The organism is Pseudoalteromonas luteoviolacea (assembly GCF_018100925.1).
Taxonomy (GTDB): domain Bacteria; phylum Pseudomonadota; class Gammaproteobacteria; order Enterobacterales; family Alteromonadaceae; genus Pseudoalteromonas; species Pseudoalteromonas obscura.
The window spans coordinates 241748-256853 of the sequence record NZ_JAGJEH010000003.1; the positions used below are offsets into that span (position 1 = coordinate 241748).

General features: G+C 42.1%; 12 protein-coding genes. 5 read left to right on the forward strand and 7 right to left on the reverse strand.

The genetic code is table 11. The features are described 5' to 3' along the window. Positions 1 to 158 precede the first annotated feature (158 nt). Complete coding sequence (locus J8M00_RS07060) at positions 159 to 443, forward strand: hypothetical protein (protein ID WP_211009613.1); 285 nt, start codon at positions 159 to 161, stop codon at positions 441 to 443. 76 nt (positions 444 to 519) lie between these two features. On the opposite strand, the gene J8M00_RS07065 is transcribed toward J8M00_RS07060, so the two are convergent. The 6 genes from J8M00_RS07065 to ilvY form a co-directional block, all read right to left on the reverse strand. Further along, positions 520 to 1497 (reverse strand): sterol desaturase family protein, encoded by a 978-nt coding sequence (locus tag J8M00_RS07065; RefSeq protein WP_211009614.1) that lies wholly within the window; start codon positions 1495 to 1497, stop codon positions 520 to 522. Positions 1498 to 1584: 87 nt separating this feature from the next. Next, a complete protein-coding gene (locus tag J8M00_RS07070; RefSeq protein ID WP_211009615.1) occupies positions 1585 to 3804 on the reverse strand; it encodes a TonB-dependent receptor family protein in 2220 nt (739 codons plus the stop codon). Further along, complete coding sequence (locus tag J8M00_RS07075; RefSeq protein ID WP_211009616.1) at positions 3797 to 5077, reverse strand: imelysin family protein; 1281 nt, start codon at positions 5075 to 5077, stop codon at positions 3797 to 3799. The genes J8M00_RS07070 and J8M00_RS07075 overlap by 8 nt, the downstream gene beginning before the upstream one ends. Positions 5078 to 5164: 87 nt before the next feature. Further along, positions 5165 to 6988 (reverse strand): DUF4856 domain-containing protein, encoded by a 1824-nt coding sequence (locus tag J8M00_RS07080; RefSeq protein ID WP_211009617.1) that lies wholly within the window; start codon positions 6986 to 6988, stop codon positions 5165 to 5167. A gap of 297 nt (positions 6989 to 7285) precedes the next feature. After that, the gene (locus J8M00_RS28600; protein WP_211009618.1) at positions 7286 to 7993 is read right to left on the reverse strand and encodes a winged helix-turn-helix domain-containing protein; all 708 of its coding nucleotides are present in this window, start codon (positions 7991 to 7993) and stop codon (positions 7286 to 7288) included. Between the two features lie 64 nt (positions 7994 to 8057). Then, positions 8058 to 8951 carry an HTH-type transcriptional activator IlvY gene (gene ilvY, locus J8M00_RS07090; RefSeq protein ID WP_023398682.1) on the reverse strand — a complete coding sequence of 298 codons (894 nt, stop codon included), beginning with the start codon at positions 8949 to 8951 and terminating at the stop codon, positions 8058 to 8060. A 131-nt stretch (positions 8952 to 9082) separates the two neighbouring features. Between ilvY and ilvC the strand changes: the two genes are divergently transcribed. The 4 genes from ilvC to J8M00_RS07110 all read left to right on the forward strand — a co-directional run bounded on the left by ilvC (position 9083) and on the right by J8M00_RS07110 (position 14806). Beyond that, the gene (gene ilvC / locus J8M00_RS07095) at positions 9083 to 10555 is read left to right on the forward strand and encodes a ketol-acid reductoisomerase (protein WP_211009619.1); all 1473 of its coding nucleotides are present in this window, start codon (positions 9083 to 9085) and stop codon (positions 10553 to 10555) included. 182 nt (positions 10556 to 10737) lie between these two features. Next, the gene (locus J8M00_RS07100) at positions 10738 to 12642 is read left to right on the forward strand and encodes a methyl-accepting chemotaxis protein (protein WP_211009620.1); all 1905 of its coding nucleotides are present in this window, start codon (positions 10738 to 10740) and stop codon (positions 12640 to 12642) included. A 102-nt stretch (positions 12643 to 12744) separates the two neighbouring features. Then, positions 12745 to 13932 (forward strand): tetratricopeptide repeat protein, encoded by a 1188-nt coding sequence (locus J8M00_RS07105; protein ID WP_211009621.1) that lies wholly within the window; start codon positions 12745 to 12747, stop codon positions 13930 to 13932. A 52-nt stretch (positions 13933 to 13984) separates the two neighbouring features. Further along, on the forward strand, positions 13985 to 14806 hold the full coding sequence (locus J8M00_RS07110) for a M20/M25/M40 family metallo-hydrolase (protein ID WP_211009622.1): 822 nt from the start codon (positions 13985 to 13987) through the stop codon (positions 14804 to 14806). Here J8M00_RS07110 and J8M00_RS07115 read toward each other — a convergent pair. Then, the gene (locus J8M00_RS07115) at positions 14689 to 15087 is read right to left on the reverse strand and encodes a GIY-YIG nuclease family protein (RefSeq protein WP_348772547.1); all 399 of its coding nucleotides are present in this window, start codon (positions 15085 to 15087) and stop codon (positions 14689 to 14691) included. The genes J8M00_RS07110 and J8M00_RS07115 overlap by 118 nt on opposite strands. Between the last annotated feature and the right edge of the window lie 19 nt (positions 15088 to 15106).

The following is a 15106-nucleotide window of genomic DNA, read 5'->3' on the forward strand; positions in this document are numbered from 1 at the left end:
AACTTTACATCGAAGTTAGTAATTCGACATAGAAACAGAGTACACTGGCTGTGTCAGTTAAAGACTGGTTCAATAATTTTTTGTACTTAAATCTTATACTTAGTATCCTTTTTGGGGAACACCCACGGATCCTAACGAGATATTTTATGAGGGTTTGCATGAGCAAGAATAAGTTAAATTCGTACTTTCCAGCAGCGGTTGACGATGTGAATGCGGGCCCATTCGCCGACATACAAGAACGCCTAGATAGCATTCAGGACTCGGGGATGACAGCGCTAGCAATTCGTAATATTTTATTTCAAAAAATGCTGGATTTACATGCTGTACCCGAAGATCACTACTTGCGTACTGAGTCGACACCAGAACGTTTAGACGACCCAAGCCTTATTGATAAGCTAAATGAATTAGGCTTCTATCGTTCATCTTCTCGTGTAATGCACTAAACAATCGATTTTTTGAGGGCCTACTCCCTCTTAAATAGGCTGGCCATGCCCGTCGCCAGCCTACCTTCTCTTCTTTTTACTGATTGTCTTGTTTTTTGCTCATGAGTGCTGCTGGATAAAGCGCCTTGAGTGCAGCCACTACAGGTTTGTAGTAAATCGCCCAAAGACTATCGTGACCAGCGTCGTATTTGCCCACCCCAATTGAAATATTCTGTGCTTGCGATGCACGAATTAAACTGCCTGCTATGCGATCCCATATAGCCAATGCCGAACCAATGTTTGTATCAAAATGCTTTGGGTTATCACTGTGATGAATTTGGTGTTGTGCTGGGCTAATAAACCAGCCTTCCAATTTATCGCCCCAACTAAACCAGACATGAGAATGGCGGAGATTAGACCCACAAACGTTGAATACAAAAACGAATAAATTAGCCCCCAAAATATCAAACATACTCAGCGCAGACCCAAAAAAGAAATAACCGAGACCAACAACAATCCCCTGTGTTAAAGCCATACGACATGCATAGAAGTAGCTTTCTATCGGGTGTGAGCGATAAATAGTAAACGGTGTAAGTACCTTGGCAGAGTGATGAACCTTGTGAATTTCCCACAAACATGGGACTTTATGCAATGCAAGATGAAGTAGGTATCGCGTCAAATCGTCGACAATGAATAACATCAGTGTAAACAAGCCAATTACTACTGACTGAGGCCACTGTAAATGTAAAGATGGGCCAAATAAAGCCTCAAGCCCATCAGATAACCCAATTGCAACTGGCACCATGGTTAATACAATAGGCGCAAAAGTGAGGGCTTTAATAATACGATTAATAATAAACAGTCCGTAATCCTGTTTGGCACTTTCATGCAACCAAACAGAACGGGGAAATAAAAATTGCCAGAAGCCTTTTAAGCTGCGAGTTGTATTGGTCGTGAAGTATACAAAAAAAGCCATTGCAACTGCCGATGCCAGATATAGCCAGAAAATACGTTTATTTGCATCGACCAAATAGCCTGGCAATGTAGAAATACTTTGCCAAATAGTCTCAAACATTAAGCCTATACACTCCCATAAATTGGTAAAAAAGGCCGCATGATGCGGCCTTACTTATGTATGCGTAGCGTTAAACATCATGGATGTCTAAAATTGGTATTTGTATCCAACAGTAACCTGTCTTGGCTTTCCTGGACGCGCACCATAAGGTCTACGGCTTACAATTTTATCTTCATCAAGTAAGTTGTCTACCTTTAGGTATACCTGACCATAATCATCAAAATCGTAACTTGCTGACAGATCGACTGTTGTCGATGAAGGAACTTCTTGACCTTCTAAGTATAAAGTAAATTCTTGAGTACCTTCTTGCCAGCTTCGGCCAGCAGCTTCAGGCATAGAGCCAATATATTTAACCGCTAAAGACGTGCGCCATTTGTCTGCACTTAGGCCAACGTTAAAGCTAACTTGGTGCTCCGGTAAATAAGGCAGCGGATCGCCACTTTTTACTTCGCCCCATTGAGCAAATGAAGTACGACGATCGTTCTTAAATTCACCCTTGGTGTAGGTATAAACGAAGCTATACGGGATATCTAACTGCAAATTAAGTGGGTAACGCTGCGAGAACTGCGCTTCAAGACCATAAACATGGGCTGCACCACCATTAAACTCAGCATCTTGTTGCAAGCTGTCACCACAGTTAGACTGTCCACAGCTCTCCTTTAAGTTACTATAGTCATTGAAAAAGCTCACAACTTCAAATTCGGTCACACCATCATTATAGCGCCCACCAAATTCATAGTTAGTGCTCTTCTCTATCTCAATTTCTGACGATTGTGCCGGAGAAGCTGGAGAAAAACCACGGTGAATACCAAATAATACACCTGAGTCTTCACTTAATTGGTAGAAACCACTGACGCCAGGTAACCAAATACGAGTCGTTTTATCAAGCCAATCATTTGGGTTGTTGTTGTTTTGGTAATGCATGTCCATCAGCTCACCACGCACACCTACACCCAGAGTTAATGCATCCAGCTTAATCTTGTCTTCAACATACACAGACCATGCTTCAGTATGCTCTGTATTCAATGTTGTGAAGCGTTTGCTATTTTCAACCAGTGAAGATACTCCCGACTTCATTTCATAGCTTTCTTCAAAGTGCTTGCGTTCGATTTCATCTTCATGGAATCTCACACCAAATGATAAGTCATGATTTAAGTCGAACAAATTAAACGAAAAATCGCCATCAATTTGTAACCCTTGAGAATAGTATTCCCTATCGTTCGTGCCCATTGTTAGGAAATTAGCAGCGCCAGGAACCACAGAGTCTTGTTCACCTTTTAAGATTTCATATAAACGCTGGTTATCTTCCGATTCAGGGTTTAGCAAAATCTCCTGAGGTGATTTACCTTCAACACTATTTAATTTCAGCCAAGCACGCTCATAATCGTTGCGATATAATCGCGTTGTTAAGCTCAAATTATCTGTGCTCATACTGTGGGTAAACATCACCTGTTGATGTTCCGTGTCCATTTTTGCAGGCGCTGTTGCTGCGTATCGACGATATGGATTTTCTGCAAAATCCGCTTCGGTTAAACCAAGGTATGTCTCATCTGATATCTCATCTGCGTAACTTAGTTTTAAGCCGAAATTGTGCTCAATATCACCTTGCTGCAGGCGGTAGTTAAATTTAGCTAAGAAATCATTCTTATCAAAACCTGTATCACCACCGCCATCAAGCTCTTTAAAACCATCTGCTTGGACGTTAACCGCTTCTACTAAAAAGCCAATATTGTTTACTACAGAGCCAAAATAACCATGCGCTTTGGTATAACCGTCACCACCAGCGGCAATATCTATTGCACCTTCTGTAAATTCAGGCACTGAACGCGTCACCAAGTTCAACGCACCAGCTATGGTCTGTGGACCATGTTTAATCGCCGCAGGCCCTTTGAATACTTCAACCGCTGTCATGCGCGTAGTTTGAGGGAAGTAGTAGGCAGCAGGCGCTGAATATGGTGCTGGGCCAATTAGAACGCCATCTTCCATTATGGTGATCTTTTTACTGCGCTCTGGTGTCACACCACGAAATCCGATGTTTGGACGCAAGCCATAACCATCTTCCTCACGAATATTCACACCTGGCACAGAAGAAAGTACACGGTGAATATCATCATACTCATATTCACCAAGTTGCTCTTCTGTAAGCAAAGTGGCAGAGCCTGCCTCTGTTCTTAGCTTGTCATAGTGACTGATTATTTGAATATGCTCGATGTCGTCTTTCGCATTTTCATCTGCGTAAGCGTTTGGTAATGCAACAGCGACGGCCATTGCCAACAGTGATTTATTCATACCTTTGTATTTAGTCATTGTCACCTGCCGATGTTTGAGGAAGTTCTAAGGCTAGCTTATTGATAAAGTCATTTTTAAGCTCATCGGTCACATTTTTGACCTTGTCATGAACGGCTGTCACCGCAGCAGTTTCATTTTCAACAGCTTGCTTTAATGAACCATCAATTGCCAATAAAGCTGCCTCAGCTTCCGCTAAACCGGTTAACATACGCTGTTTTACATCAGAACCCTGCTCTGCGTCTAAGAAGTCGTCAAACCCTAGCGTATTGTCTGTACTACTGCCTTCACCCGTAAAGATCTGTTTAAATGCGCGGATATTAGCCAGTAGATTTTCTTTTGAATGTTCAGAGATGTCGGACTCAACATCCTGCGGACAAATATTAGAGCCACAGCTATTTGTAAACAAACCCAAAGGTTCACCTAACTTGATATCTTTAAGCTCTTTAGTCATGTAAAACAAGGCTTTTGATATTTCATTTAATGCAGTATGTGCAGAGTCGATTTGCGAGCCTGAGCTACCTGCATTAATTAATTGATTAGCAAAACCGTTATCTCCTTGCCAGCGAGCCAAAATTGCAGCGCTATTAACGACTATATCGCCTGCCGCTGTGTGGGCGAATTCACAACGAGCAACTTTTCGCTCCTCAACCGTGCGGCTGTTCCATGGAGCAAGGGCTTCATTTGCAAAGCTACAGCTATGGTCATAGTTCGTACTGAATAACGCATGTTCAATAGCGATTAAACCCTTTCGATCAGATGTACGAGCTTTGATATCATAAGGCTTACTAGAGTCACCATTAATAAAGCCATCTTCATGATAAACGATATCCTGATCAATACTACAAAGCGCACCACCTGCAGGCCAAGAGTAAATATTATTCTTTAATGCTTCGCCATTCTCTAGCAATGGGCCAACTTGCATTAATTCAACATATTGCCAACCTACCATAGCCGCACGCCAGCTATCTTTAGCTTTGTCATGAAGCTCAGCGGCCGTGTCACTTTGCGACTTTTCTGCAGCACAGTACTCTGCTATTTGGGTTTGCTGTGCTCTGGCGAACTGATCGAATTGAGTCAACGTTGGCGTCAATACATTATTAACCAAGTTTGCAACCAGCGCAGCCTCATCAAACGACGTTGGCGTAGTCGGAGTCGTTGGCGTAGTCGGATTAGTCGTGCCATTGCCACCGGCAAACTCAGAGCCTGCTGTACTTGAACTACTTTCTCCACAGCCACTTAATAGCAAGGTGACTGCCACAGCGACTGCACTCAATGGGGTTAACACTCTCATTGCGTCTCTCTTTTTTGATACCTATAAATAAAACAAAAGGTTAGCTACATACGCAGCTAACCTTTACGTTATAAATTATAAAACAGATTACCAGTTAGTAACATTATCTGCATCAAACTTATATGCTTCTGCGATGATATCACGTGCTTTTTCTAAATTCGTGATGTAAGCATCCACACCAGCTGCAGTCAACGTAGGGGCATCACCCATTAACTCATGGATTTCTTTGAACTTTTCATCCGTAATTGGTGAGTGAGGGTTGAACTGTGAGTTCAATGCAAAGCCTTTCATCTCAGACCAATGTTTAGCAACAGCATAGAACTGATCAGCAGTGTATGTACCACTAGCGATGTCTTTCAGGTCACCATCTTCATGGCTGATAGTATCATTAATGTAATGTACTACTGTCGCTGCAATTGACTTTTCCCAGTAAAGAAGAGCTTGGTCACGGTACTCTTTAAGTTCAGCTTGATCTTCAGAAGACCACTGATCAATGTTAGTACCTACATTTTTGTTAATGATTGCACGACCATTTATAAATGCAATTTGAGCTGCTGCACTGAAGTCAGTTGGATTTGCATTGCTCTTCGTACCACGGTCACGCTTTGCTGCATTGCCCGAATTACCAAAGTTATACTCTGATTTCAGGTCAATACCGTCTTTGCCATCATAATCGTTGTAGCCGCCTTTAAATGCATCACGACCACCTTTACCAGCAATTTCATCATCAGAGTACTCTAAGTAGTTGATTGCTGCACCAAAGTAGCCATAAGCTTCATCCCACTTGTGCTCCATATCGGTGTAGTTTTTGTCAGCATCAACCTCAGCGTTCTGAGCTGGCGTGATCTCAGTGTTACCATTTGGGTTGTTAAACAACAACTCATCCATATAATCATCTGCACCTTGTGACAGTGAAACAGCACCATTTAAGTGCTTTTGGATAAGCTGCGCAAGGTCTAGACCTTCAGGCGTGACATATAGCTTGGTTAATTCAACACTACCTTCGTTGTGCTCAGCAAAGATTTTAGTACCGCTATTAGCCGTTTCTACTTGCTTTTTAATCAAGTCAAAGTAGTACTCAACTAGACCATTTGGTGTCTTATCAAAGGTGCCAAACTCATTCCAACCAACAAATGATGTACCATCATTCCATGTTTTATTCATTGGAGACGCATCGCTACCAGCGATCTTACCGCCTTCGCCTGCAACTGTTTTTTTGCTGCTGATTTCACCCAAGTTGCTTTGTGCTACACCTTTACCTTCTGTAAACGTGAAAGCAGAGCCGTGGAAGCTCTCATCTTGCGCTAAGATGAAACCTTCAGCTACCGTAAGTGTTGTATTACGGTCTTCAACACTTACATCAGTCGTCAGCTTACCAAGCAGAGACTTAGCTTCAGCCATAGCGGCATGACGAGATGTTTGACCTGAGTAAGCTACGCTTGAATTACCATTATTTTCAAATGCATACAGATTTTTACCAGCTGTAGGCTGCATATCAGTGATAGCAACTTCGATTGCCTGCTCAACTTTTTCGCCAGCAGAGTCAGTTGCAGTTACTGTTAAGCTAACTTTTTGATCAGCTTCTTGCTCGAAGTTTAATGCGTTAGTAGCTTTTAGTTTTAACTTACCTTCAACAACCTCAAAACGACCGTCACTTACTGTAAATGTAAGTGCAGCTGCATCATCATTGTCATCCGCAATAGTGATACCTGTAATTTCGGCGCCCAGCGTATCTTCCATAACACTTGCTGTTTCAACAGTAATAGTTGGTGCTTTGTTTGAAGGAGTTGTAGGTGCTGGAGTTTCTGGTGTAGTTACTGTGTTGTTATCACTACTAGAGCCACCACAACCTGTTAAACCAACTGTAGCTGCCAAAATTGCAGTTGCAAGCAGAGACTTTCTTAATGCCATTAGACGTCTTCCTATGAAAATTATTTGTATTTGCATTCAATTCACGGAGCAAGTATACACTGACCTAAATAGCAATCAATATTATTTGCGTTGTTAAAAGTATACAAATTGACAGGTAGAGTTAGGACTAAATATAGAAGAGAAAATGAGAGTCAGTAGTATTTGTAACGAAATATTTTATAACTTAATGTTTTTTAATGGATTTGAAATTTTGTATACAAATTATAGATTATTTCGTTTTATATTTTTCACAGGGTTTAGTTGATTTATAGTTCGAAAAATTCGAACTATAAATCCTTACCAAGCTTCTTTCACAAAGAGGTAACCTTGTCGCCACACGGTTTTTATCTTTTGTGGGCTCGATGCATTGTCTCCTAGCTTTTTCCTTAAACAAGAGACGCGTACATCAACGGTGCGGCTACTAACTTGATAACCTTGACCAATAATTGTTTGGTAAATTTCTTCACGACTTACTACTTTTGGTGCTCGGGACGCCAATAACCAAATTAGATCAAATTCGTGGGTTGTCAAACTTACGCGCTTGTTGTCAATCAATACAGTGCGCTCATCACCTTTAATTGTCAAAGCGCCAAATGACAGGTTTGTCTCTTTAACATTGCTTTTATTTGGCGTAACAATCTGCCTATTGCGTAATATTGCGTCTAGTCGTGCCCGCCATAACCTAGGCTTTGCATTTGTCGCAATCACATCATCCGCTCCCAACTCCAATAATAGACTCTGCATATCGTCATTATTGTCATCGACAGAAACTAAAACGGGTGCTTGATAATACGTCCTCAGTGTATTAATGGTATCGAACTTTGCACTGGTTGCAATTGCCTGATCAATCACAATGCTACTCACAAGTCCTTGATTGTTTTTATGGTTAATGTGATCCAAGCTTTCTAGCACCAATTTTTGCACATCAAACCCCTGACCTTGAAGTGCGGCTTGTGGCACGGCCAAACTATTACTTTTACTCTCAGCGATCAGTACGGTATGCACTACCTACCCCTGTTCATGGCACCTAATTTTTTGCGAGTCTACTCCTTTTAACTGAACATCAGCTTTACGAATTAAATATTCCACAAGAGACTGAAAACAATTTATTAATTACCGGATCTTGTAGCCGTTTTTTCTTTGTAACCAATCCAATATCAATCTCTTCGGATTGCAAATTTAGCTGCTGAACTTGGTTTTTAAATGGGCTTTGTGAGAGTACGATCTCGGGAATGTATGCAACACCAAACCCTAAACTTGCCAAAGCGACCATCGCTTCATGACCTGAGACATGTGCATACACTTGTGGTTGAATGCCTTTACGTTTAAAAAAATGGTCGATCCTCTCTTTCAACACCCCTTGCTCTGGCACAATGTAAGGCAGAGCCCCCCACGGCATATCGCCAGCACTATGATTGTCAATTAAGTCAGTTAACGGGCACGTCATGGTCGGTGCGATAAATACCAATCTGGAGCGACCAATAGATTGATACTCAAGCCCTTGTGGTAACGATGCAGGTTTTACTGCAACGGCTACATCAGCCAAATCCCCCTGTACTTGAGAAATTGAAAACGCGGGATCTCCCGTCATCAGGTTCAATTCAACCTGAGGGTACTCCTTGCGGTATCGCGCAAACAAATCATATATAAAACTGTAGGATGCAGTAACCGAGCAATATAAACTCAATTCACCTGTGAGCGGTTTAGACTCATCCTGACATTCACTTTTAAACTGTCGCCAACTAGCTAAGGTAGCCTGAGCATAGTGGACAAAAGCCTTACCTTGAGGCGTTAAAGACACACTGCGATTGTCTCTAATAAACAGCGGGGCACCCACTTCACTCTCTAGCTGTTTTATCTGTCGACTCAAGGTCGGTGGACTGATATAGCATCGTTCACTTGCGCGTGAAAAGTGCAATGTATCTGCTAACGCTAAAAAGTAATTAAGTTGTTTGTGGTCCATTAGCACGCCTAAAGTATTTCATAATATGAAATACAATAATTTAAATATATCATTTTACGCAAGCACATTATCTCTCTATCTTAGAGTAAACACATATACAGTTATTTTAAGACGATAAAGCAGGATCTGACATGGCGAATTATTTCAACTCTTTACCTCTACGTGAGCAACTTGCTCAATTAGCTCAATGTAATTTTATGGACCCATCAGAATTTAGTGAGGGCGTAGATGTATTGAAGGGCAAAAAGTTGGTGATTGTTGGTTGTGGCGCACAAGGTTTGAACCAGGGCCTTAACCTAAGAGACTCAGGTTTGGACGTTACTTACGCACTGAGACAATCTGCGATTGATGAAAAAAGACAGTCGTTTCTTAATGCTAGCGACAACGGCTTTGTTGTTGGTACTTATGAAGAGCTGATCCCAACAGCAGATCTAGTACTCAACTTAACACCAGACAAACAACACTCAGCTGTTGTTAATGCAGTTATGCCACTAATGAAGCAAGGCGCTACACTTGCCTATTCTCATGGTTTTAATATCGTCGAAGAAGGCATGCAGGTGCGTGAAGACATTACGGTTATAATGGTAGCCCCAAAATGTCCAGGTACTGAGGTACGTGAAGAATACAAACGTGGGTTTGGCGTGCCTACACTCATTGCGGTGCACCCTGAAAACGACCCCCAAGGTAAAGGTTTAGCACAAGCCAAGGCTTATGCGGCAGGTACAGGTGGAGACCGTGCTGGCGTCCTTAACTCTTCTTTTATCGCCGAAGTAAAGTCCGATTTAATGGGTGAACAGACCATTTTATGTGGCATGTTACAAACAGGCTCTTTACTGTGCTTCGATAAAATGGTTGAACAAGGCATCGCACCAGACTACGCGTCAAAGTTGATTCAGTATGGCTGGGAAGTCATCACTGAAGCGTTAAAACATGGTGGGATTACCAACATGATGGACAGGTTGTCAAACCCTGCGAAAATTAAAGCTCATGACCTCAGTGAAGAGCTTAAGACCATTATGACACCACTTTACAATAAACACATGGACGACATCATCAGTGGTGAATTTTCAACTGGCATGATGGCAGACTGGGCTGAGGGTGATGCTAAACTACTCGCTTGGCGTGAAGAAACCGCGCAATCCGCTTTTGAAAAGCAGGCTAATACTGAGCAACATATCTCTGAGCAGACGTTCTTTGACAAAGGTATTCTGATGGTTGCGATGGTTAAAGCGGGTGTAGAACTTGCGTTTGAAACAATGACAGCCGCAGGGATCATCGCCGAGTCAGCTTATTACGAGTCTTTGCACGAAACACCACTTATTGCTAACACAATTGCACGCAAAAAGCTCTTTGAGATGAATAGAACCATCTCAGATACAGCTGAATATGGATGCTACCTTTACAACCATGCTTGCATACCTCTGCTTCAGCCGTTTATGAAGAAAATCAATACGGATGTGATCGGTGCAGGTTTGGACTCACAAGACAACCATGTTGATAATCAAAAACTTATCGCAGTTAACAGTGCAATAAGAAATCACCCAGTTGAAATTATAGGTACAGAATTGCGAGGTTATATGTCCGCAATGAAACGTATCGTATAAATCAGTTCGCTTGTTAGAACCAAGGCCCATTAGTGAAAACTTTGGGCTTTTTTTCATACATTTACATGATAAAAACCATCACAAGCTAATAAATCTATACGATAAAATTAATAAATCTATATGTGTTAATTATTGACCATGCTAGAATTATCGCCATGCGGTTATCAATTTTAGAAGGCTAAATGAGTAACACAAGCTTTACAATCACTCAAAAAATCACCATTCTCGGCAGCGCCACTGCAATTGTAGTTGCCTGTTTAATAGGATTTATTTCGATTTTTCAATCTAAATCCATGGTAGAGTCGAGGATGCTCGGTTCCGAATTGCCCAGCAAAGTTGAAAGTATTACAAAGTCTATTGAACAAGAAATTGTGGTACTAAAAAATGCAGCGGAGCAGCTTTCTAGCAACAAGTTTATCGTTGACTCGGCAAAAAATGGTCAACTAAATGAGCCTTTGTTACTCGCAGAGCTAAATCGGTTACAGCAACAGTATGGCTTAGCAACGGCCTCTTGGGCCAACAGACAAAACCATAAGTACTGGAATCAAAATGGCTTTTTGAGAGTGTTAAATAAACAGCAAGACAATTGGTTTTTTGCTTTTACCAACAGTAACCAAGCTTACTCAATTAGTATCTTTCAAGAAGCGCCTGGTGATGTAAAAATGTTTGTTAATCATCAGCAAACCAACGGTATTGGGCTAGCAGGCCTCGCAAAAAGCATTGATGAAATGCAGCGAAAACTTGCCAATATGCGCATCGAACAAAGTGGCTTTGTATTTGTCGTTAACCAACAAGGACTCGTACAGCTTCACCCAGATGCCAGTTTGGTCGCCACCTCAAACCTCGATGACTTCTACGGAGCCCGTTCAGTTAGTGCATTATTGAATAGCTCCAAACTCAATATCCTCGAGATGTCAGCCAACGGCCAAGACGTTTTGGTTGCGGCCAATCGCATTCCTGAAACCGATCTATATGTAATAGCGCAAGTTCCGCAGCAAGAAGTATTTGCCCAAGTTACCGAATTACAATGGCAAATTGTGACCTTTGCCCTGATAATAGCTCTGGTGGCTAGTGTCATCAGCGTACTCCTCGCTCGTACCCTGAGCGCCCCACTGCTGAAAATGGCCGACGTGTTTAAGCAATTGGGAAGTGGTGATGCCAATCTAAACTATCGTGTACCGCGCTCAGAGCAGCCTGAACTTGCGGCGCTAGGTGATGGGTTTAATCAATTTATCGATAAAATAGACAGTGCAATTAGCAATGTAGCGACTGAAAGCCGTGATATTCGCGCGGCCAGTGAATTGGTATTCGAGCAGTCACAACGCAACTCACAGTCATTAGACGAGCAAAAAAACCAGACGCTTTCTGTGGCAGCAGCAATCAATGAGATGGCGGCCACAGTACAAGAAATTGCAGGCAGTGCAAACAATACAGCTAAGTTGACACTGGCGAGTAAAGAGAGCTCGCAAGAGAGCCATGACTGCGTACAGACCAGCCAAGAAACGCTTATGGAACTGGCAACTGATATACAAAATATGGCCTCTCAAGTTGAAACACTCGCGAGTAAAACACAATCTATCGCCAATATTCTTGACGTGATAAGGGCGATATCTGAGCAAACTAACTTGTTAGCACTTAATGCCGCGATAGAATCAGCACGCGCCGGTGAGCATGGCAGAGGATTTGCTGTGGTGGCAGATGAAGTACGCGCGCTTGCCAGCCGCACATCTCAATCCACAGATGAAATTCAAGCCACGATCACTGAGCTCACAGCTGCATCTGATTCCATCGTCGAACAAATCGCACTATCCTCGCAGCAAGCGGAGCAAAGTGTCTCACAAATGCAAACTTCTGTTGAATTAATGGATAAGATCACTGAAACAGCCAATCAAATCAATGATATGACAACACTTATCGCCACGGCGACAGAGCAACAAAGTAATGTTGTGGTTGATGTAGGTAGAAGTATCGAACAGATCAGTGTCATTAGTGACGAAGTGATGAATGACCAGCTTAGTACCGAGCAAGCAATTCAACGACTCGCTGACTCAGCAAAAGCGTTGGATAAATTAGTGGCGAGCTTTTAATAAGCTAGGTCGAACTTTAAGCAACGCTTTGTAACAATTTTTTCTTTATTTACTCTCAAGTTTCGCTAGTCTAATAAGAAAGGGCGTTTGGGAGTAAATAATATGAAGTTATGTTATCAAAGCGTTTTACTAAGTTTGTTTATCATCACGACCACAGTCTTTATAAGTGGGTGTCAGTCAAGCAAGAATGTTGCCCCTGAAAGTTTAGCTTTACTCAATCAGGCTCCGTTTAAAACACTAGAAGTTGAATCACAATCAGAGATATTCGTCTTAGATGAGCAAATCATTAAATCCCTTGAGAAATACTTTAAAAAGGATGCCCCCCCTGAGTTAAAGCACGCTGAACTCATTATGCAGTTCTTATTAGAAAACGGGGATGCCTCACTCTCCTATATGAGTGATGCCAATCTCACAGCCTCGCAAACATACCAAAACCTAAACGCGAACTGCTTGTCTCTCTCAATTTTGTCTTACAGTTTGTCTGAGTTTTTGAACTTGGGCGCTGAATTTCAAAAAGTACATGTACCAGAATACTGGGCAAGTAGCCGCGGGTATAATTTTTTAAGTGGCCATGTCAATGTAAAAATTCACGAAGACCGATCTCGGTACTTCACTAAAAAGGTACTGCATACCGCACCAAAAACCTTAACCATTGACTTTGATCCAAATAGCCGTCGCCAAGCCTTTAAAACCACCCCGATTAGCAAAGATCGCGTCACAGCCATGTTTTACAACAACAAAGGGGCACTCAATATGGTTGAGAACCGACATGATCTCGCATTTAGCTATTTTCGAGCGGCCATAGAGATGGACAACTACTATTCCAGTGCATGGGCAAACCTTGCCATACTCTACCGTATTGCGGGGCAGTATAATACGGCTGAAAGGCTATATGACCAAGCAATAGTACTAGACCCCGATAACAACACAGCAAAAGGTAATTTAGCGTTGCTGTATGAATTAACCGACAGACGCAAACAAGCGGAAGATATTAGGGCTAGTCTCCATCAAATACGCAGAAATAACCCGTATTACATATTAACAGTCGGTCATGAGGCCATGGCGCAAGGTAGCTTTACAAAAGCAATCAAACACTATAGAAACGCACTCAAAATAAATAACCGCCTCCATGAGGGCCACTTTGCTCTCGCAAAGGCATATTACAGCTTGGGCAATTTAAAGCTTACCCGACTTCACATGAAGCGAGCCCTAGCACTGGCTGAATTTGAACACAACCAAAAACAATATAAAGGCAAATTGGAATGGCTAGATGCAGTGGCTAAGAATTAATTTCACTTTATTGTTTTTGTTTAGCTGTCAGAGCTACTCTCTAGAAAGAGATATGCTAATTTTAACTAGCCCCGAGTTTGAAGGTCGACCTTCAGGCGGGGCTCAACCACACCGCAGCGCCTACTATATTACTCGCCAATTCGAAAAATATGGGTTAGAAGTACGATTTGATCAGTTCGAATTTGAATACGGCTTCTTTGATTCTGCGACTGGCCACAACGTAGTCGCGACTCAGTACTGTACTCGGATGCAATGCCATTCACCCATTGTCATCACCGCGCATTATGACCACTTAGGCACCCGTGGTAGTAGGTACTTTCCTGGCGCAAATGATAATGCATCCGGTGTTGCAGTGATGATTGACATTGCCAGGCAGTTGCAAGGCATCGACGTAAATCGTGACGTTATTTTCGTCGCTACGGACGCCGAAGAAAAAGGCCTCCACGGTGCCAAAGCGTTCGTTAAGCAACTATCAGACACCCAAATACATATGAACATCAATCTAGACATGCTCGACCTACAAAGAAAAAACAAGCTTTATGCGCTTGCTTCAAGGTCATTACAACCAATGAAAGAGACAATCACCTCTACATTTGCCAGTACTCCAGTTAAGTTCCAGCTTTATTTTTCAGCGAAAATAATGGCTAGACGGCTAAATGCACCTCAAATCGATTGGTTACGGGCCAGTGATCACTACCCATTCTACAGAGCAGACATCCCGTTTATCTATTTTGGTGCAGGAGTGGATAAGCATCATCACTCAGTCAATGATTCACTAGATAAAATTAACTTTGAAAAGCTCACACAAGTGTCGAATGCGATAACCAAGTTTGTGCTATCGCAAGTTTCCAACAATGCTGCGGCAACCAGCTGACACTTCTTCTTTTTACTCAAACGTTTAACTTGCCATTCTAATTTTGCAGCCTCAACTTTAGTGAGACCAGACAATGCAATTTGCAGTTCAATTGGACCTTTGCCACGCAAGCTTTTAGCGCCTGTCCCGTTGCGGTGCTGCTCTAACCTTCTTGTTAGGTTGTTGGTGATCCCGGTATACCACTGCCCTAATTTGTTTTCGACAATATATAGGTACCAATCTCTTTTTACTTGCTCATGTTCACTCAAATTTAAATTTCTCAAATCTAGAACTTTTATCAAAATGCGCAGTCGAAATGCA

What these genes read in the sequence shown, in the direction of transcription:
- J8M00_RS07065 (WP_211009614.1), bottom strand. Translation starts at nt 1,497, where the DNA reads ATGTTTGAGACTATTTGGCAAAGTATTTCTACATTGCCAGGCTATTTG.
- J8M00_RS07070 (WP_211009615.1), bottom strand. Translation starts at nt 3,804, where the DNA reads ATGACTAAATACAAAGGTATGAATAAATCACTGTTGGCAATGGCCGTC.
- ilvC (WP_211009619.1), top strand. Translation starts at nt 9,083, where the DNA reads ATGGCGAATTATTTCAACTCTTTACCTCTACGTGAGCAACTTGCTCAA.
- J8M00_RS07105 (WP_211009621.1), top strand. Translation starts at nt 12,745, where the DNA reads ATGAAGTTATGTTATCAAAGCGTTTTACTAAGTTTGTTTATCATCACG.
- ilvY (WP_023398682.1), bottom strand. Translation starts at nt 8,951, where the DNA reads ATGGACCACAAACAACTTAATTACTTTTTAGCGTTAGCAGATACATTG.
- J8M00_RS07060 (WP_211009613.1), top strand. Translation starts at nt 159, where the DNA reads ATGAGCAAGAATAAGTTAAATTCGTACTTTCCAGCAGCGGTTGACGAT.
- J8M00_RS07100 (WP_211009620.1), top strand. Translation starts at nt 10,738, where the DNA reads ATGAGTAACACAAGCTTTACAATCACTCAAAAAATCACCATTCTCGGC.
- J8M00_RS07080 (WP_211009617.1), bottom strand. Translation starts at nt 6,988, where the DNA reads ATGGCATTAAGAAAGTCTCTGCTTGCAACTGCAATTTTGGCAGCTACA.
- J8M00_RS07075 (WP_211009616.1), bottom strand. Translation starts at nt 5,077, where the DNA reads ATGAGAGTGTTAACCCCATTGAGTGCAGTCGCTGTGGCAGTCACCTTG.
- J8M00_RS07110 (WP_211009622.1), top strand. Translation starts at nt 13,985, where the DNA reads ATGCTAATTTTAACTAGCCCCGAGTTTGAAGGTCGACCTTCAGGCGGG.